This is a genomic window from Pseudomonas sp. PDM27 (genome assembly GCF_019219205.1).
In the GTDB taxonomy this organism is placed as follows: Bacteria; Pseudomonadota; Gammaproteobacteria; order Pseudomonadales; family Pseudomonadaceae; genus Aquipseudomonas; species Aquipseudomonas laurylsulfatiphila.
Genome location: NZ_JAHUWF010000003.1, coordinates 350,262 through 369,671, shown reverse-complemented (window position 1 = coordinate 369,671; position 19,410 = coordinate 350,262). Strand labels below are relative to the sequence as shown.

At 59.9% G+C, this 19,410-nt stretch carries 16 protein-coding genes and 1 pseudogene; 9 read left to right on the top strand and 8 right to left on the bottom strand.

Annotated features, from left to right (window positions below):
* Positions 1-18: 18 nt before the first annotated feature.
* Entirely contained in the window at positions 19-402 is a 384-nt protein-coding gene (gene gcvH / locus KW838_RS09525) for a glycine cleavage system protein GcvH (protein ID WP_102699637.1), read from the top strand.
* A 131-nt stretch (positions 403-533) separates the two neighbouring features.
* Here gcvH and KW838_RS29860 read toward each other — a convergent pair.
* A pseudogene (locus KW838_RS29860) lies at positions 534-673 on the bottom strand (DegT/DnrJ/EryC1/StrS aminotransferase family protein); the annotation flags it as partial.
* Positions 674-820: 147 nt separating this feature from the next.
* On the opposite strand from KW838_RS29860, the gene gcvP reads away from it, so the two are divergent.
* A complete protein-coding gene (gene gcvP, locus KW838_RS09520) occupies positions 821-3,694 on the top strand; it encodes an aminomethyl-transferring glycine dehydrogenase (protein WP_218500974.1) in 2,874 nt (957 codons plus the stop codon).
* 195 nt (positions 3,695-3,889) lie between these two features.
* Here gcvP and KW838_RS09515 read toward each other — a convergent pair whose 3' ends face one another.
* The 5 genes from KW838_RS09515 to KW838_RS09495 form a co-directional block, all read right to left on the bottom strand.
* Entirely contained in the window at positions 3,890-4,207 is a 318-nt protein-coding gene (locus KW838_RS09515) for a DUF2388 domain-containing protein (protein WP_007978921.1), read from the bottom strand.
* 68 nt (positions 4,208-4,275) lie between these two features.
* On the bottom strand, positions 4,276-4,725 hold the full coding sequence (locus KW838_RS09510) for an NfeD family protein (protein WP_102699635.1): 450 nt from the start codon (positions 4,723-4,725) through the stop codon (positions 4,276-4,278).
* Positions 4,726-4,733: 8 nt separating this feature from the next.
* Positions 4,734-5,654, bottom strand: a complete 921-nt coding sequence (locus KW838_RS09505; protein ID WP_102699634.1) for an SPFH domain-containing protein — start codon at positions 5,652-5,654, stop codon at positions 4,734-4,736.
* Between the two features lie 84 nt (positions 5,655-5,738).
* Positions 5,739-7,523 carry a GspE/PulE family protein gene (locus tag KW838_RS09500; RefSeq protein WP_218500973.1) on the bottom strand — a complete coding sequence of 595 codons (1,785 nt, stop codon included), beginning with the start codon at positions 7,521-7,523 and terminating at the stop codon, positions 5,739-5,741.
* Between the two features lie 90 nt (positions 7,524-7,613).
* Entirely contained in the window at positions 7,614-7,952 is a 339-nt protein-coding gene (locus KW838_RS09495; RefSeq protein WP_218500972.1) for a hypothetical protein, read from the bottom strand.
* Positions 7,953-8,078: 126 nt separating this feature from the next.
* On the opposite strand from KW838_RS09495, the gene KW838_RS09490 reads away from it, so the two are divergent.
* Positions 8,079-8,543 (top strand): Lrp/AsnC family transcriptional regulator, encoded by a 465-nt coding sequence (locus KW838_RS09490; RefSeq protein ID WP_218500971.1) that lies wholly within the window; start codon positions 8,079-8,081, stop codon positions 8,541-8,543.
* A 105-nt stretch (positions 8,544-8,648) separates the two neighbouring features.
* Here KW838_RS09490 and KW838_RS09485 read toward each other — a convergent pair whose 3' ends face one another.
* Positions 8,649-10,016 (bottom strand): inorganic triphosphatase, encoded by a 1,368-nt coding sequence (locus KW838_RS09485; protein WP_102669321.1) that lies wholly within the window; start codon positions 10,014-10,016, stop codon positions 8,649-8,651.
* Positions 10,017-10,173: 157 nt separating this feature from the next.
* Here KW838_RS09485 and argE point away from each other — a divergent pair, with 157 nt between their 5' ends.
* Positions 10,174-11,337, top strand: a complete 1,164-nt coding sequence (gene argE, locus KW838_RS09480) for an acetylornithine deacetylase (protein ID WP_102673504.1) — start codon at positions 10,174-10,176, stop codon at positions 11,335-11,337.
* A gap of 261 nt (positions 11,338-11,598) precedes the next feature.
* On the top strand, positions 11,599-12,897 hold the full coding sequence (argA, locus tag KW838_RS09475) for an amino-acid N-acetyltransferase (RefSeq protein WP_218500970.1): 1,299 nt from the start codon (positions 11,599-11,601) through the stop codon (positions 12,895-12,897).
* Positions 12,898-13,025: 128 nt separating this feature from the next.
* On the opposite strand, the gene tauA is transcribed toward argA, so the two are convergent.
* A complete protein-coding gene (gene tauA, locus KW838_RS09470; protein WP_218500969.1) occupies positions 13,026-14,015 on the bottom strand; it encodes a taurine ABC transporter substrate-binding protein in 990 nt (329 codons plus the stop codon).
* Positions 14,016-14,379: 364 nt separating this feature from the next.
* Between tauA and KW838_RS09465 the strand changes: the two genes are divergently transcribed.
* The 4 genes from KW838_RS09465 (at position 14,380) to ssuE (ending at position 19,318) form a co-directional block, all read left to right on the top strand.
* The gene (locus tag KW838_RS09465; protein WP_218500968.1) at positions 14,380-15,711 is read left to right on the top strand and encodes an OprD family porin; all 1,332 of its coding nucleotides are present in this window, start codon (positions 14,380-14,382) and stop codon (positions 15,709-15,711) included.
* Positions 15,712-16,122: 411 nt separating this feature from the next.
* A complete protein-coding gene (locus tag KW838_RS09460) occupies positions 16,123-17,463 on the top strand; it encodes an OprD family porin (protein WP_095964269.1) in 1,341 nt (446 codons plus the stop codon).
* Positions 17,464-17,752: 289 nt separating this feature from the next.
* Complete coding sequence (locus tag KW838_RS09455) at positions 17,753-18,391, top strand: peroxiredoxin (protein ID WP_015097285.1); 639 nt, start codon at positions 17,753-17,755, stop codon at positions 18,389-18,391.
* 333 nt (positions 18,392-18,724) lie between these two features.
* A complete protein-coding gene (gene ssuE, locus KW838_RS09450; RefSeq protein WP_102699626.1) occupies positions 18,725-19,318 on the top strand; it encodes an NADPH-dependent FMN reductase in 594 nt (197 codons plus the stop codon).
* Positions 19,319-19,410 lie beyond the last annotated feature (92 nt).

Below are 19,410 nucleotides of genomic sequence, written 5' to 3'. Positions count from 1 at the left end.
TTCCTGAGGACACAGAACATGAGCAATATCCCTGCCGACCTGCGTTTTGCCGAAAGTCACGAATGGGCACGTCTGGAAGCCGATGGCACCGTCACCGTGGGCATCAGCGATCACGCGCAGGAAGCGCTGGGTGATGTGGTGTTCGTCGAACTGACCGAAGTTGGCAACGTGTTTGCCGCTGAAGATCAGGCGGGTGTCGTTGAATCGGTTAAAGCCGCTTCCGATATCTACTCCCCGATTGCCGGTGAAGTGATCGCGGTCAACGAAGCGCTGAGTGCTGAGCCTGAGCTGCTCAACTCCGATCCGTATGGCGCGTGGATCTTCAAGCTCAAGCCAAGCAACACCGCCGATCTGGAAAAACTGCTGGATGCCGCCGGCTACAAGGCCGCCATCGGCGAGTAATGCTCGCCCCCCGTAGGAGCTGCCGCAGGCTGCGATCTTTTGCTTTTGTTTTTAAAATCAAAAGATCGCAGCCTGCGGCAGCGCCTGCAAAGGCTGAGTCAAGACCGCAAGACGGCTTTGCTCATCGCCGTGAACATGCCCTCCTTAAAACCGCGCTCGCGGTAAAGGCTCAACAGGTGAATCGGTGGGTAGTGATAGCCGATCCCGCCCCCCCCCCCCCCAATGCCTGCATCTGCGCCATGAAAGTCGCGCGTGCCTGGGCCGTATCCTTTGCGCGTCACCGGGTCTATGTCGGCAAACACCGGGGTGGCGGAGCCAGTTTGACTGATGACGCCACGCCATCCACGCGGAGATCGACTGCTATGCTGGTTTGACCGTGTTGCATCGACGCTGAGCGCCAGTCAAGAGAGAGCCCGTCATGTCCCAGTTGCCGTCCCTGAGCCAGTTACACGACCCCAATGCCTTTCTGCGCCGCCACCTAGGACCCGATGCCGCCGAGCAACAGGCGATGCTCGACAGCCTTGGCCTGGGCAGCCGGGTCGAGTTGATCGAGCAAACCGTGCCGCCGGGCATCCGCCTCAACCGGGCGTTGGACCTGCCCCCGGCGCTCGATGAGGAGGCTGCGCTGGCCAAGCTGCGTGGTTATGCCGAGCAGAACCAGGTCTGGACCAGCCTGATCGGCATGGGCTACCACGGTACCCTCACACCGGCGGTCATTCTGCGTAACGTGCTGGAAAATCCCGGCTGGTACACCGCGTACACACCCTATCAACCGGAGATCGCCCAAGGGCGGCTCGAAGCGCTGCTGAACTTCCAGCAATTGACCATCGACCTGACCGGCCTGGAACTGGCCAACGCCTCGCTGCTGGATGAGGCCACTGCCGCGGCGGAAGCCATGGCCCTGGCCAAGCGGGTCGCCAAGTCCAAAAGCAACCTGTTCTTTGTCGACGAAAACTGCCACCCGCAAACCATTTCCGTGGTGCAGACCCGCGCCGAAGGTTTCGGCTTCGAGCTGATCGTCGATGCTGTGGATAACTTGAAGCAGCACCAGGTGTTCGGTGCGCTGCTGCAATACCCTGACACCCACGGCGAGATCCACGACCTGCGGCCACTGATCGATCACCTGCACGCGCAACAGGCCCTGGCCTGTGTCGCGACGGATTTGCTGAGTCTGTTGTTGCTGACCCCGCCGGGTGAACTGGGCGCCGATGTGGTGTTCGGCTCGTCCCAGCGATTTGGCGTGCCCATGGGCTACGGCGGGCCGCATGCGGCATTTTTTGCCAGCCGCGATGAGTACAAGCGAGCGATTCCCGGACGGATCATCGGTGTTTCGAAAGATGCGCGGGGCAACACCGCCCTGCGCATGGCCCTGCAAACCCGCGAGCAACATATCCGCCGGGAGAAGGCCAACTCCAACATCTGCACGGCCCAGGTGCTGCTGGCCAATATCGCCAGTTTCTATGCGGTCTACCATGGCCCGGAAGGACTCAAGCGGATCGCCCAGCGGGTTCACCGGCTGACCTGCATTCTGGCCGCCGGGCTAGAGCGCAAGGGCATCACCCGGGTCAACCGGCACTTCTTCGACACCCTGACCCTGGAAGTCGGCGGAACCCAGACCGCGATCATCGAAAGTGCCCGGGCCGCGCAGATCAACCTGCGTATTCTCGGGCGCGGCCAACTGGGCTTGAGCCTCGACGAGGCCTGCGACGAAACCACCGTGGAGAGGCTGTTCGACGTGTTTCTGGGGGCCGATCACGGGCTCAGTATCGAGGACCTGGATGCCGAAGTCCTGCCTGGCGGAATTCCCCAAGGGTTGCTGCGAACTTCACCTTATCTGCGTCATCCGGTGTTCAGCGCCCATCACAGCGAAACCGAGATGCTGCGCTACCTCAAGCAACTGGAAAACAAGGACCTGGCGCTCAATCAATCGATGATCCCGCTGGGCTCCTGCACCATGAAACTCAACGCCACCAGCGAGATGATCCCGATCACCTGGCCGCAGTTCGCCAACCTGCACCCGTTCGTGCCGAAAGAGCAGGCCGTCGGGTACGGGCTGATGATCGAGGAACTGGAGCGCTGGTTGTGCGCGATCACCGGTTTCGATGCCATCTGCATGCAGCCCAACTCCGGTGCCCAAGGCGAGTACGCCGGGCTTCTGGCGATCCGCAAATATCATGAGAGCCGGCAACAGGGCGGCCGCGATATCTGCCTGATTCCTTCGTCGGCACACGGCACCAATCCCGCGTCGGCGCAAATGGCCGGGATGCGCGTGGTGATCGTCGAATGTGACGAGGCGGGCAACGTCGACCTGGACGACCTCAAGGAGAAAGCCGCGCAGGCCGCCGACAAACTCGCCTGCCTGATGGCGACCTATCCTTCGACCCATGGCGTGTATGAGGAAGGCATCAGCGAAATCTGTGAAGTGATCCACCATCACGGCGGACAGGTGTACATGGATGGCGCCAACCTAAACGCCCAGGTCGGGCTGGCGCGGCCGGCGGATATTGGCGCCGATGTCTCGCACATGAACCTGCACAAGACCTTCTGCATTCCCCATGGTGGCGGCGGTCCGGGCATGGGGCCGATTGGTGTTCGGGCACATCTGGCGCCGTTCGTGGCCAACCATCCGGTGGTGCCGATCGACGGGCCGCAGCCGCAAAATGGCGCCGTCAGCGCGGCGCCCTGGGGCAGCGCAAGCATTCTGCCGATCAGCTGGATGTACATCGCCATGATGGGGCCGCAACTGGCGGACGCCAGCGAAGTGGCGATCCTGGCTGCGAATTACCTGGCGCGGCATTTGTCCGGTGCCTTTCCGGTGCTCTACACCGGGCGCAACGAACGGGTTGCCCACGAATGCATCCTCGACCTGCGACCGCTCAAGGCATTGACCGGCATCACCGAAGAGGACGTCGCCAAACGACTGATGGACTACGGCTTCCATGCCCCGACCATGTCGTTCCCGGTGCCGGGGACGCTGATGGTCGAACCGACCGAAAGTGAATCGAAGGCGGAGCTGGACAGGTTTATCGGCGCAATGCTGAGCATCCGCGCGGAAATCAACGAGGTGCAGAACGGTAATTGGCCGGCGGAAGAAAACCCGCTGAAAGGCGCGCCGCATACGTTGGCCGATATCACCGGCGTATGGGCGCGGCCGTACAGCATCGAGCAAGCCGTCACGCCGGACGCGCATACCAAGGCTCACAAATACTGGCCGGTGGTGAACCGGGTGGACAATGTGTATGGGGACCGGAACCTGTTTTGCGCGTGTGTGCCGGTGGATGACTACCGCTGACCTCCCAGGCAATACATAACCCCTGTGGGAGCGAGCCTGCTCGCGATTGCGGTGTGACAGTCAATGAAGCTTTTACTGATCCACCGCTATCGCGAGCAGGCTCGCTCCCACAGGTGGGGCCCGGTGAACGTGGGATTTGTGTTCGCCGGGCAAAAAAATGCCGCTCATGTGAGCGGCATTTTTCATTCGCAACGCTTATTCAGACGCCACGGCATTCTTCGCCAGGATCGCATTCGCCAACTCCATGTCCGTGGCTTGCAGGCCCGGGTTGTCGGCGCGGACTTTCTGCATGGCCGCTTCCAGGTACGGACCGCGGATGCTGCCGTCGCTGGCGACGAAGCTGCTGGCATCGTCCTGGGCCGCGACGACCAGTTTGTGATCCTTGGATGTCAGATAGCTCGAACCGGTGGTTGCACCGGACGTAAGAACGTTACGCCAAAAAGTATCGGCCATCGCCGAACCGACAGGCAGGGACAACAGCGCGACGGTAGCGACAGCAAGTTTGAAACGCATGACAGGGTGACTCCACTGGGTTGACTACGCGGTTGGATTGCCAACCCCCAATCGAGTTCCGTGGCTGCCTATTCCGCCGCTTCGACCAACAGGATTGCGCCTTGCTGGCCGACCACCCGCACGCGGCTGCCAATGGCAACGTCCGGCCCGCGGGCCATCCACACGCCGTCGGCCACCTTGATTTTGCCGCGACCGTCGACAATTGCTTCATGCACCACGAAGGTCTTGCCGATCAGCTCCTGACCACGCAGGTTCAGGTGCGGCTGATCGCTCAGGCGAGTCGCCGTGTGCTGACGCCGCCACCAGTACAAGGCGGTGGCGATCGACAGCAGGCCGAACAACAGAAATTGCCATTCCCACGACAGACCCGGCAGGAAGAAGGTCAAGACGCCCACGGCAGCCGCTGCCATACCGATCCACAGCAGGTAGCCGCCGGCACCGAACACTTCAAGAATCAACAGCACCGTGCCCAGCGCCAACCAGTCCCAGAATGAAAGATGCTGCAAAAATGCCCACATGGCGCGCCTCAGGCTTTCTTGTTATCGAAAGTGGCTTTGACGATTTCGCCAATGCCGCCCACCGCGCCGATCATCGAACTGGCCTCCAGCGGCATCAGGATCACTTTGCTGTTGTTGGCCGAAGCCAACATGCCCAGCGCGTCGATGTACTTCTGCGCCACGAAGTAGTTGACCGCTTGCACGTTACCGCTGGCGATCGCTTCGGACACCACCTTGGTGGCCTGGGCTTCTGCCGCGGCTTGCCGCTCCCGGGCTTCGGACTCCAGGAAGGCGGCCTGCCGGCTGCCTTCGGCTTCGAGGATCTGCGCCTGCTTCTTGCCTTCGGCGGTCAGGATCGCTGCGGCACGCAGGCCTTCGGCCTCGAGGATCTGTGCACGCTTGATCCGTTCGGCCTTCATCTGCCCCGACATCGCCGCCATCAGGTCGGCGGGTGGGCTGATGTCCTTGATCTCGATCCGGGTGATCTTGATGCCCCACGGCGCGGTCGCTTCATCGACGGTGCGCAGCAGTTTTTCGTTGATGCCGTCCCGCTGGCTGAGCATGGCGTCGAGCTCCATCGAGCCGAGCACCGTGCGGATGTTGGTTTGCAACAGGTTGCGGATGGCGTGCTCGAGGTTGTTCACCTCGTAGGCTGCCTGGGCCGTGTTGACCACCTGGAAGAAGCACACAGCGTCGATTTGCACCGTGGCGTTGTCGGCGGTGATGACTTCCTGCGGCGGAATATCCAGCACGCTTTCCATCACATTCATCTTGCGCCCGATGCGGTCCATCACCGGAACGATGACGTTCAGCCCCGGCTTGAGCGTGTTGGTGTAGCGCCCGAAACGCTCGACGGTCCATTCAAAACCCTGGGGCACGACCTTGAAGCCCATGAACAGAATGGCGACCACCAGGCCGACAAAAAGCAAAAGCACACTACCGATCTGCATAACGATTCCTTGTTGATGTGTGGATCTGTGGAGTAGCAATCGTTGGAGTGTAGCGGTGCCGATGGCGGATAAGAACAGCCGGGTTCAGTTCTGCTCGCTCTGGGGCGTCACGCGCAGAACCTCCTCGATGGTTGTCAGCCCGGCGGCGACCTTTTGCGCCCCCGACAGCCGCAGGCTGCGCATGCCTTCCTTGAATGCCTGGCGCCGCACGGCCAGCAGATCGGTATCGGGACTGATCAACGCCTTGATGCCATCGCTGAGTTGCATGATTTCGTAGACCCCGGCACGGCCGCGATAACCGGTGTCGCGACACTCCACGCAACCGACGGCACGCTGGGCATTGCCTGGCAGCGGGGCCTGCCAGGGGCGGGTCAGGGTTTGCCAGTCATCTTCGCCCAGCACCAGCGGCGCCTTGCAGTGCGGGCACAGGGTTCGCACCAGTCGCTGGGCCATGACGCCAAGCACCGTGGCCTTGATCAGGTAATGCGGCACGCCGAGTTCCAGCAGGCGGCTGATGGCGCCGGGCGCATCGTTGGTGTGCAGGGTCGACAGCACCAGGTGCCCGGTGAGCGCCGCCTGGATCGCCATCTCCGCGGTTTCGAGGTCGCGGATCTCGCCGATCATGATGATGTCCGGGTCTTGTCGCATCAGCGCACGCACGCCGGCGGCGAAAGTCAGGTCGATGTTGTGCTGGACCTGCATCTGGTTGAAGGCCGGCTCGACCATTTCAATCGGGTCTTCGATGGTGCAGAGGTTGACCTCCGGCGTCGCCAGTTTTTTCAGGGTGGTGTAGAGGGTGGTGGTCTTGCCTGACCCCGTCGGCCCGGTGACGAGGATGATGCCGTGGGGCTGGCGGGTCATGTCCTGCCAGCGGCGCAGGTCGTCGGTGGAGAAACCGAGTTGGTCGAAGTCCTTGAGCAGGACGTCCGGATCGAAGATCCGCATGACCATTTTTTCGCCGAAGGCGGTGGGCAGTGTCGACAAACGCAGTTCAACTTCGCCGCCGTCCGGGGTCTTGGTTTTCACCCGGCCGTCCTGGGGTTTGCGTTTCTCCGCGACGTTCATGCGCCCCAGGGTTTTCAGGCGACTGACGATGGCCATGGTGACCTGGGGCGGGAACTGGTAGACGTTGTGCAGCACGCCGTCGATGCGAAAGCGCACCGTGCCTTGCTCGCGACGGGGCTCGATGTGGATGTCGCTGGCGCGTTGCTGGAACGCGTACTGGAACAGCCAGTCGACGATGTTGACGATGTGGGCATCGTTGGCGTCCGGCTCCTGGTCGCTGGCGCCGAGGTTGAGCAACTGTTCGAAATTGCCGAGGGTGCTGACGTGCGGGTCGGCGCTGTTGGCCCCGGTGACCGATTTGGCCAAGCGGAAAAATTCGACGCTGAAGCGCTGGATGTCCACCGGGTTGGCCACCACGCGCTTGATCGGCAATTTGAGCACGTGGGTCAGGTCAGCCTCCCAGCCGCTGACATATGGCTGGGCGCTGGCCACGGTCACCGCCTCACGGTCGATCGCTACCGCGAGGATCTTGTGACGCTGGGCGAAGGCATAGGACATCAGCGGGGTCACGGCCGCGACGTTGATTTTCAACGGATCGATGCGCAGATAAGGCTGTCCGGCCTGCCGGGACAGCCACAGGGTCAGGCTTTCCAGGTCCAGCAGTTTGCCGGGGCGGCTGAGGTCGGCCAACTGTTGGCTGGCGATGAACTCCAGCGGATGCATTTGGCCGTGGGTGGCGTTGCGGCGGCGGGCATTGAGCGCGTGTTCGGCCGAATCCTGGCTGATAAAGCCCTGCGCGACCAGTTCGCGCAGCACATCATTGAGATCCAGCCAGCGGTCCTGAAAGGCGAGTTGTACGGACATGCGGGCTCCTTTTGAACGACAGTGCGCAAAGGATAGCCGTGGCCCGGCTGACCGCTGGGCCACTACCCGACGAAGCCGTTTCGGCGTTTTTCAGCCCGCCGCCTGTACCGTTTCGGCCCAGGCGGAGTCAGCTTCCTGCAGCTCTACCGAGCAGACGCAGATCAGGTTACGAAGTTTTTCCGCGATCACTTGCGCGCGGTGCCAGCTCAAACCGTCGATGACGATCTCGATGGTCAGCCAGTCGTCCTGGCGCTGCACGTTGACCTGTTCCGGCGTGAGCAATTGCAAGGCGAACAGATTGAGGGCGCGACACAGCAGGTCCGGTTCGGCCTCGGCCAGCATTTGATAGTGAACCCGGCAATGGGCATTGCTGACGTTCCAGACATCGGCGCGGGCAGGTGGGGTGTTCACGGCTTCGAGATACGGCATGGTCAGGCTCCAGAATTACTGGAGAAATATTTACATCCTGTGCCGGGTATTTCTTCTCTATGATTGGCCAAATGGCAGCAACACAGACTTAATCAATTCACATATTGAGAGATTAAAGGTTTTTTTATGCAGAGCGAACTGGACAGCTACGACCGCAAGATCCTCGCCTTGCTGCAAGAGGACGCTTCGTTCTCCAGCGCGCAGATCGCCGAGCAGGTGGGGCTCTCGCAATCGCCTTGCTGGCGGCGGATCCAGCGGATGAAGGAGGAGGGCATCATTCGCGGCCAGGTGACCTTGCTCGACCGCAAGAAAATCGGCCTGAACACGCAGATCTTCGCGGAGGTGAAACTCAATGCCCACGGGCGTTCGAACTTCACCGAATTCACCGAGGCGATTCGCGGCTTTCCGGAGGTCCTGGAGTGTTATGTGCTGATGGGGTCGGTGGATTTTCTGCTGCGGATTGTCACGGCGGACATCGAGGCGTACGAGCGCTTCTTCTTCGAGAAGCTGTCGATGGTGCCGGGGATTCAGGAGGTCAACTCGATCGTGGCGTTGTCGGAGATCAAGTCGACTACCAGTTTGCCGGTCTGAATTTTGTGGTGAGTCTGCTGGCCTCATCGCGAGCAAGCTCGCTCCCACAGGGGAAATGCGTACACCACAACCCTTGTGGGAGCGAGCTTGCTCGCGATGACGGTATTACAGACGCAGCAGCATTTTCCAGGCACGGTTCTGATACACCGCAATCGCCTGCTGCTTGCGCGCATCCAGGACTTCGTCGGTGATCGATTCGTTGGCCAGTTGTGCCAGTTTGTTCAGCTCGCCGTACAGGCGATCCATTTCCGGGATCTCCAGCACGTTACGCGCATGGTGCAGCCAGACCTGGATGCGTTCGATGCGCGGCAGTTGCTCGGCCAGGTCTTCCGGTTGTTGCTGATAGCGTTGCAATTGCAGCGAGTTGGCTTCTTCGCCCAGTAGGCGTGGCAACCAGCTGCCCAGTTGCGCAGCGCCCTGGCGATTGCCACGGGTGTTGCGGTCGGCAGCCCAGGTGCGGGCCAGCAGCCAGCGTGAGGTAGTCAGAGAGAACAGGCCCCAGCGCGGGTCTTCGAGCTCTTCAAGGAACTGCTCGGGCGCGGCTTTGCGCACGTCTTCATCGTCCAGGCCGGCCTGGACCAGCGGGCGCCAGTCTTCCAGCAAGGCATCAAGGGCGATGCGCAGATCGTGAGTGGACTGACGGGGTGCGGCTTGACCCAGGCTGCTGATCAGTGCGCGCATTTCGGCCAGGCATTCGACCCAGTCCTGCAACAGGCGCCAGTGACCGTTGAAGCGATACTGCTCGGCCAGGCGCTGGCTGCTGCCGAGCAAGTGCCAGCTCAGCGCGGCGAACGCGTCGTCCAGCGGCGTTTCGGCGGTGATCTGCGGCGCCGGCAGGCTCAACGAATAGCTGTGGGCGTCGTACAGGCGATAACCGCGCTCGGCCTTGCTGATATCGCAGGGCATCAGCGCCAGTTTCTCGGCCAGCTCGGCGGCCAGCTCCAGCAATGCGGCCGGCTCGCCTTCGCGCAGCTCCAGCTCCAGCTCGCAGATTTCTTCTTTCTGCTTGCCGACCACTACGTGGCCAAGGTCCAGGGCGGCTTCGATGACCACCTTGGTCTTGCCGCGGCCCCAGGCGATTTCCGCGCGTTCGCGGACGAAGTCGGTGGTGAAGATCGGCTTCAGGGTTTTTTTGTCCAGTTCGGCCAGTTCCTCGGGCCAGCATTCGCCGTCGAGTTTCTTCAGGTCGAGCTTGGCTTTGGGCAGGTTCCAGTCGTACTCGTTACGCACCGACAGGCCGGCGACGCTCTGGCCACGGGTCTTGAGGGTCTGGATCACTTCTTCGCCATCCTTGCGCAGGCGCAGGGCGACTTTGGCCTGGGCCAGATCGCGCTCTGGGGTGTCGAAGTACTGATTCATCAACTCACGGCGTTCCCAGCCACTTTTGTTGCGTTTTTTCAGTAAGGGGTGCTCGCGCAGGGCGGCGAGGGTTTCGCGGCTGACGCGGAGTTTGATTTCGGTTTCTTTCTGCATGGCCGGAAAATCCAGGATCGGGAGCGCAGCCGGGGGAATGTGTGGCTGCCAAGGTCGTGCAGTGTACAGGACTCAAGGTTAGTACGCGCCGAGACGGTTTATTCCTGTCATCGGTTGGTTCTATGATGAACCTCAATTCGGGTGCCGGGAGTCAGCGATGCCATTGCCGTCGATGAAAGAACAGTTCGCTGCGCTGATCGCCGCGCCGTCTGTCAGTTGTACCCAGCCCAGACTCGATCAAAGCAACCGCCCGGTCATCGATCTGCTGGCGACGTGGCTCGGTGAGCTGGGTTTTACCTGCGAGATCCAGCAGGTCAACCCCGGCAAGTTCAACCTGCTGGCCAGTTTCGGCTCCGGCCCCGGCGGCCTGGTGCTGGCCGGGCACAGCGACACCGTGCCGTTCGACGGTGCGCTGTGGCAAACCGACCCGCTGAAGCTGACGGAAGTCGACGGTCGTTGGGTGGGCCTGGGCAGTTGCGACATGAAGGGCTTTTTCGCCCTGGCGATCGAGGCGGTCATCCCGCTGCTCGATCAGCCGTTCAAACAACCATTGCTGATTCTCGCCACCTGCGATGAAGAAAGCTCGATGTCCGGTGCCCGCGCGCTGGCCGAAGCGGGGCGGCCGCTGGGACGGGCGGCGGTGATCGGCGAGCCGACTGGGCTCAAGCCGATCCGCATGCACAAAGGCATCATGATGGAGCGCATCGACATCCTCGGGCAGAGCGGTCACTCTTCCGACCCGCGCCTGGGCCACAGCGCCCTGGAGGCCATGCACGATGCCATCGGCGAACTGCGTGGCCTGCGCTTGTTGTGGCAGCGCGAATTCCGCAATCCACAGTTTGGTGTGCCGATGCCGACGATGAACTTCGGCTGCATCCATGGCGGCGACAATCCCAACCGCATCTGCGGCCAGTGTTCGCTGGAATTCGATTTGCGACCGCTGCCCGGCATGGACCCCAAGGTCCTGCGCGCCGAGATCCTGCAGAAGCTCAAGCCGGTTGCCGAGCGGCATCAGGTCAAGATCGATTACGCGCCGTTGTTCCCCGACGTGCCGTCGTTCGAACAGGCCGAGGACGCCGAGCTGGTGCGCCTTGCCGAAAAGCTCACCGGTCACAGTGCCGAAGCAGTGGCGTTCGGCACCGAAGCACCTTATCTTCAGCGCCTTGGCTGCGAAACGCTGGTGCTTGGCCCGGGTGATATCGCTTGCGCCCATCAGCCGGGGGAATACCTCGAAATGTCACGTTTGCAGCCTACGGTGCATCTATTAAGGCAGCTGATTGAACACTATTGCCTGACACCGGCCCAAACTGAGGCCCTGTAGGAGCGAGCTTGCTCGCGATGAACGCAAGGGCCACGCGTCCATTCAGACAGGTCGCGTAATCGTTGAAGTCCATCGCGAGCAAGCTCGCTCCTACAGGGGCTGTGATTTGCCTGACAAGCCGTATAAATTGCCGATGTCCCAACCCGTATTCATGAGGAGAGCGCGCGTGTCGCCAAGCCTGTTCCGACGATAACCATCAGCCCGCTGTGCGTTTTCAGTTTCGCCCTTTTTTCGGCTGCTATTTATTACAGGCCCAGGTTCATGCCCGAATACGTCAATTGGCTTCGTCACGCTTCGCCTTACATCAACGCCCACCGCGATTGCACCTTTGTCGTCATGCTGCCCGGCGACGGCGTTGAACACCCGAACTTCGGCAATATCGTCCACGACCTGGTGCTGTTGCACAGCCTGGGCGTGCGCCTGGTGCTGGTCCACGGCTCCCGGCCGCAAATCGAAGCGCGCCTCGCGGCCCGTGGCCTGACCCCGCATTACCATCACGGCATGCGCATCACCGATGCCGCGACCCTGGAGTGCGTGATCGACGCGGTCGGCCAGTTGCGCATTGCCATTGAGGCTCGCCTGTCGATGGACATGGCTTCGTCGCCCATGCAGGGCTCGCGCCTGCGGGTGGCCAGCGGCAACCTGGTGACGGCACGGCCGATCGGCGTGCTTGAAGGCGTCGACTATCACCATACCGGCGAAGTGCGCCGGGTCGACCGCAAGGGCATCAACCGTCTGCTGGACGAGCGCTCCATCGTGCTGTTGTCGCCGCTTGGCTATTCGCCGACCGGGGAGATTTTCAACCTGGCTTGCGAAGACGTCGCCACCCGCGCGGCCATCGACCTGGGCGCGGACAAGCTGCTGCTGTTCGGCGCCGACCTGGGCCTGATCGACGAACACGGGCGCCTGGTGCGCGAACTGCGTCCGCAGCAAGTGCCGACGCATTTGCAACGGTTGGGCAGCAACTATCAGGCAGAATTACTGGATGCCGCGGCCGAAGCTTGCCGTGGCGGCGTGGCCCGCAGCCATATCGTCAGTTACGCCGAAGATGGTGCGTTGCTGACCGAGCTGTTCACCCGCGACGGTGGCGGCACTCTTGTGGCCCAGGAACAGTTTGAAGTGGTACGCGAAGCGGCCATTGAAGACGTCGGTGGTTTGCTGGATTTGATCAGTCCGCTGGAAGAGCAGGGCATCCTGGTGCGCCGCTCCCGCGAGGTGCTGGAGCGCGAAATCGAGCAGTTCAGTGTGGTTGAACGCGAAGGCATGATCATCGCCTGTGCGGCGCTGTATCAGATTGCCGATTCGGACGCGGGTGAACTTGCGTGTCTGGCGGTGAATCCGGAGTACCGCCATGGTGGTCGCGGTGATGAGCTGCTGGAGCGTATTGAAACCCGCGCGCGGGCGCAGGGATTGAAAACCTTGTTCGTCCTTACCACCCGCACTGCGCACTGGTTCCGCGAGCGTGGTTTCGAACCCAGCAGCGTCGACCGGCTGCCGTCGGCGCGGGCGTCGCTGTACAACTATCAGCGTAATTCGAAGATCTTCGAAAAAGCCCTTTGATCAGGATGCGGTCCCTGTAGGAGCGAGCTCGCTCGCGAAAATCGTGAACGATAACGCGTAAAACCAGATGTCCCGTGGCGTCCTTGGGTTTTTCGCGAGCAAGCTCGCTCCTACAGAGGTCGGTGGTGTTACTCAGTGACAAACTTCGCGCTGACATACGGCGAATAGTCCGGCAGCACCGTCTCTACCTTCCCTTGCTCCTTCAAGAACTTCGCCGTCTCGCCAATGGCCTTGGCCGTGCCGCCGTCCAGCAGCGCGGTGCTCTGTTGCGCCTTGGCATCCGGGAATGCGGAACCGGCCAGTAACTCCGGCACGTCGGCGGCGTTGGCACCGGTCAGTTTGGCGATTTTCTGAACGGGCTCCGAGTCGACCGTCCAGTTGGCTTTATGCGCGGCGTAATCAGCAAAGGAGTCGAGGGTGACCTTGGCGAATTTGGCCACCACCTCTGGGTGCTTCTCTGCGTAATCCTTGCGCGCTACCCAGACTTCGAAGGTTGGCGCGCCCCATTGGCCGACCTGCGCAGCGTCGGTCAGGGTCTTGCCAGTCTTGCGGATTTCCCCCAGTGCGGGTGACCAGACAAACGCGCCATCAATATCACCACGCTTCCAGGCGGCGGCGATTTCCGCCGGCTGCAGGTTCACCACTTTGACTTTCGAAGCGTCCAGGCCCCAGTGCTTCAGCGCACCGAGCAGGCTGTAGTGGGAGGTTGAAACGAAAGGTGTGGCGATGGTCTTTCCGATCAGATCTTGCGGTTTTTCGATGCCGCTGCCGTTACGCACCACCAACGCTTCGGCGGCATTGATCTGGGCCGAGACGATGAACGCGACAATCGGCAGGTTGCGCGAGGCGGCAGCGGCCAGTGGGCTGGAGCCGAGATTGCCGATTTGCACATCGCCCGAGGCAATCGCCGTGACCACTTCCGGGCCGCTGTTGAAGCGCCGCCAGTCGATGGGCTGGCCGATGGTTTTTTCATAAAGACCCTCGGCCTGGGGGACTTTGCTGGGGTCGATTCCGGTTTGATAACCGACGGTGAGGTTCGCCGCCTGAGCGGTGAAGGAAAGTGCGAGTGATACACAAACTGTAACAATTGATCCGGATAGTGCGCGTTTGGTCGTCATGGGGCCGCCTTTCGGTAAAGGATTTGTTTCCGAATTGCGTCAAAAACTAAACGATCTAAAAAATCAAAAATAAATACCGATTAGGAATTAGCTTATGAGCCAAACCCTATATTCAGGGGGTGGCGGGGAGCTGGGAGCTAAATTCCTAAACGGTATTAGAAAAGAATCGGGTAATTCTTTTCAGGTTCATGACGAATTCATGACCCTGCAGGGACCAAAAAACGGGGGGTTAGACTATGGTCGTAGACACACATGGTTACGATTGACTTGTGGGTCACGGTCTGGCGCTAATCGCGCATCTTAGGATTTCGGGCGACGACTCGAGACCAGGAATACAAGAATTAGAATCGAGAGGAGCTACACAATGAACAAGTCCACCTTGGCTTTGGCCGTGGCCGTTGGGGTTTTGGCGCAGCAGGCAGGCGCCGCAGGTTTCCTGGAAGACAGCAAGGCGTCCATCAGTTCCCGGACCATGTATTACAACAACGATAACCGTGAAGGCGGTGCGGATCAGAGAGAGTCCGCAGAAGGCCTGAAACTCGATTATCTGTCCGGATTCACCCAAGGCACCGTCGGTTTCGGTATCGACGCCCAGGCACTGCTGGGTATCCACCTGGACGGTGGCAAGGGTCACCACCCAGACAACAACACCTTCTTCCCAAGCGACAGCGATGGTTCGGCCGTGTCCGAATGGAGCCGTGCAGCCGCTAACGTCAAGGCGCGCTTCTCGAAGACCGAAGCCCACCTGGGTGGCGCTCTGGCACCCAACTTGCCGATCCTGGTCGCGAACGACAGCCGTCTGCTGCCACAGACCTTTGACGGCGGCACCATTACTTCGAAAGAAATCGACAACGTGACCTTCAACGCAGGTCAGTTGGAGCATTCGGCAGGTCGTGCCTCTTCGAACTCCACCGGCCTGGCCGTGGCTGGCGGTACAGAGGGCAGCAACAAGTTCTACTACGGTGGTGCTGACTGGAAGGTCACCAAGGACCTGACCCTGCAGTACTACCACTCGAATCTGAAGGACTACTACAAGCAGGATTTCCTGGGCTTGATCCACGTGCTACCGATCAGCGCCAACCAGTCCTTCAAGACGGATATTCGTTACTTCGACAGCAGCTCCGACGGCAGGAACGGTGATCCGGGTTTCCGTTTCAACAACAACAACGGTTTCGCCAAGAACCCGGGCGAGGTCGATAACAAGACCTGGAGCGCCATGTTCACCTACACCCTGGGTGGCAACGCCTTCCTGCTCGGTCATCAACGCGTCAGCGATGACGGTGGTTTTGTCTACTTGAACCAAGGCAACGTGGTCGATGGCAATGGCCGTCCGGAAGGGAACGGCGGCGCCAGCTTCTACCTGTTCACCGACTCCATGATCAACGGATTTGTTCGTGCCGGTGAAAACACCACTTTCGGCCAGTACTCCTATGACTTCGCGGCACTGGGTGTGCCGGGCCTGAAAACGTCGATCGCCTACCTGCACGGCGATGACATCAAGGCTACCAGCGGCAGCGGCCCTGACAGCTCCGAGTGGGAGCGCGACATGCGGATCGACTACACCATCCAGCAAGGTACACTCAAAGGTTTCGGCGTAACGCTGCGTAACGGCGTCTACCGTGGCAGTGAAGTCTCCAACAACCCTGATGTTGACCAGACTCGCCTGATCTTCAACTACACCTACAGCTTCCTGTAACAAGCCTTGTGAAAAAGCCTCGCCGGTTGGCGGGGTTTTTTTGAGCTGATTTTAATATTCCATAATGATCTTTACTGATTATTTATTATTCTTTTTAGTTTTTATTCATCCCGCTTAAAGTGCGTCTGTCCGACACTCATCCCTGAGCTCGGGTTCGGCAATTTCGTCCCTCGACAATTGATCAGTTTCAGGAATCGGCCTTGCCGCCGATACCTCGGATCTGCCGTGGGAAGTCATATTCCACAGTGATATTAAAAAAACCAAAGAAATTCTTTTTGGCTTTAAGGCCATGTATCCTGCGGCCCGCCAAACGACCGGCCTAGACGGTTTGCCGCGAATTTATGCATTCAGGATCCCGGGCAATCGATTCGGGACCAGGAACATCAGAACTAGAAACGAGAGGAGCGAAACATGAACAAGTCCACCTTGGCCATGGCTGTGGCCGTCGGGGTATTGGCCCAGCAGGCAAACGCCGCGGGTTTCATCGAAGACAGCAAGGCAACACTGGGGCTGCGTAACTTCTACATCAACACCGACTACCGCGACGGTACCGGTCCCAACAAAAACGAAGAGTGGGGCCAAGGCTTCGATCTGCGTTTCATCTCCGGTTACACCCAAGGCACCGTCGGTTTCGGTATCGATGCGATCGGCCTGTTGGGCGTCAAGCTGGATTCGGGCGGCGGTACCAACGGCGCCACGGCGACCTCTTACGGCGGCACGGTTTTCCCGAGCAAATCCAATGGCGAGGCGGTAGATGATTTCTCCAGCCTGGGCCTGACCGCCAAAGCCAAGGTTTCCCAGACTGAACTGAAGCTGGGCACCCTGCAGCCGAAAAACCCGGTAATCGTGACCAACGATGGTCGCCTGCTGCCGCAAACCTGGCAGGGTGGCCAGATCACTTCCGCCGAGATCAAGGACCTGTCGCTGGTCGGTGGTCAGATCGAAGCCGTTAAAGGCCGTAACTCCAGCAACAACGATCAAATGTCGATTTCCGGTGCGAACACTCGCGGTACCAAGTTCCGCGACAGCAACAAGTTCATCTATGCCGGCGGCGACTACAAGATCACCAAGGACCTGACGGCCCAGTACTACTACGGCAAGCTGGAAGAGTTCTACAAGCAGCACTTCCTGGGTCTGGTTCACAACTGGGCAATCGGCCCGGGCGTGTTGAAGTCGGATTTCCGTTATTTCAACAGCTCTGATGATGGTGCCAACGGTCACGACCCGCTGTACTACACCACTGGCAACTACAACGCGCCAAACGGTAAAGGCAAGGTCGACAACAACCTGTACAGCGGCCTGTTCCTGTACTCGGTTGCCGGTCATACCTTCGGTGGCGGTTACCAGGTCAGCAACGGCAGCAGTGACTTCCCTTGGCTGAACCAGGGTGACGGTTCGTCGAACTACACCATCACCGATTCGCAAATCCAGAAGTTCGGCCGTGCCGGCGAGAAAACCTGGCAAGCACGTTACTCGTTCGACTTCGCCAAGGTCGGCGTGCCTGGCCTGACTGCGGGTCTGGTGTACCTGCACGGCGACAGCATCGATACCGTCAACGCCAAGGGTGGCCAGGCGGCCAACGGTGCTTCCGAGTGGGAGCGTGACCTGAGTGTTGCCTACGTGGTGCAGGAAGGTCCGTTGAAGAACCTGGGCCTGGCGTGGAAAAACGCTACCTGGCGCACCGATCTGCCGAACACCCGTTCGCAGGACGAAAACCGCCTGATCGTCAGCTACTCGATCCCGCTGTTGTAATAGCGCTCGCGTAACCGATGCAAAAAAGCCCCGCCCGGTATTGCACCGGGCGGGGCTTACATGTTCAGGACGGGTTCACCCCCGTAATCCCGTCCTGAAGTTCCCTCTTTGCAGCAACTCAAGGCCTTCTCGAACCTCGTGGTCGATCTTCGACGGGTTGTGCGTGCTCGTCCAGTGAACAGATCTTTAATATTTCTTAATGATCTAAATAAATCGATATTTATTCTTTTTCATAGATAAAAAACACAGGCACAGTTGAACCCATCAAGCACTCACAAGGAGCAGCACCATGGGTCTCAGACTTGGCGATATCGCCCCCGATTTCGAACAGAACTCCAGCGCCGGTATCATCCGTTTCCACCAGTGGCTGGGCGATAGCTGGGGCGTGCTGTTTTCCCATCCGGCGGATTTCACGCCGGTATGCACCACCGAACTGGGTTTCACCGCCAGGCTCAAGGATGAGTTCGCGGCACGCGGCGTCAAGGCTATCGCACTGTCCGTGGACCCTGTGGAGTCGCATCACAGATGGATCGAGGACATCAATGAGACGCAGAGTACCGTGGTCAACTTTCCGATCCTGGATGACGCCGACCGCAAGGTCTCGGACCTCTACGACCTGATCCATCCCAACGCCAACGACACCCTGACCGTGCGTTCGCTGTTCGTGATCGATCCGAACAAAAAGGTTCGGTTGACGATTACCTACCCGGCGAGCACCGGGCGCAATTTCAATGAAATCCTGCGGGTGATCGACTCGCTGCAACTCACCGACAACTACAAGGTGGCCACACCGGCCAACTGGCAGGACGGTGATGAAGTGGTGATCGTGCCGTCGCTCAAGGATGAAGAGGAAATCAAACAGCGTTTTCCCAAGGGCTATCGGGCGGTCAAGCCTTACTTGCGCCTGACGCCACAACCGAACCGGTAAGTCATCAATATTTGTGGTGTGGCTGATGCCGCCTTCGCGAGCAAGCCCGCTCCCACAGTTGACCGCGTACACCCTGTGGGAGCGGGCTTGCTCGCGAAGGCGCTAGATCAGACACCACAGGTTTCACTGTTGACAGCACCCACAGAGCAGGGGATTTCAGGCCGTTTCGACGGCCTTTTTTTTTGCCCGAATGAAGTCGATTTGTATATCTCTATAAAGCATAACCAAATGAATAAATATGATTTATGGATATATGAATCTGCTGTTAAGGTCACTCCATCGAAGCGAGATCGCAAACCGCGAATCGCCAACACCGCTCAAGGAATCGTCTGAATGTTGGTCGTCTCACTCGGAGGCAGTCCCAGTCAGCGCTCCCGTTCCGGGGTGCTGCTGGACCGCTCCAAGCGTTGGTTGCAAGAACAGGGCGTGGAGGTGGTGAGTTATCAGGTACGGGACTTCCCGGCCGAAGACTTGCTGCATGCACGCTTCGACAGCCCGAAGGTCATTGACCTGCTGCAACAGATTGAAAACGCCGATGGCCTGCTGATCGCTACACCGGTGTACAAGGCTTCGTTTTCCGGCGCATTGAAAACCGTGCTGGATCTGCTGCCCGAACGCGCCCTGAGCCACAAGGTGGTGTTGCCGATGGCAACCGGCGGCAGCATCGCCCACATGCTGGCGGTGGACTACGCGCTCAAGCCGGTGCTGTCGGCGTTGAAAGCCCAGGAAATGCTCCACGGGATTTTCGCCGTCGACAGCCAGATCGCTTACGGCGAAGGCAGCGCCCTGGCGCAGTTGGCGCCGGAGCTGGAGCAACGGCTGAATGAATCGCTGGAGCTGTTTCTCAGCGCCATGGCACGACGGCCCAAGCCGCTCGATCCGAACCTGTTGAATGAACGTTTGTTGAGTGCTCGCTGGAGCATATGAGCTCCACTGAACATTAGCCCCACCCGAAAATTGAAGTACTGGCCTTACTCGCCCGCCAACGGGCAAGCAGGTGCAGCCAAAACCCAACTGCA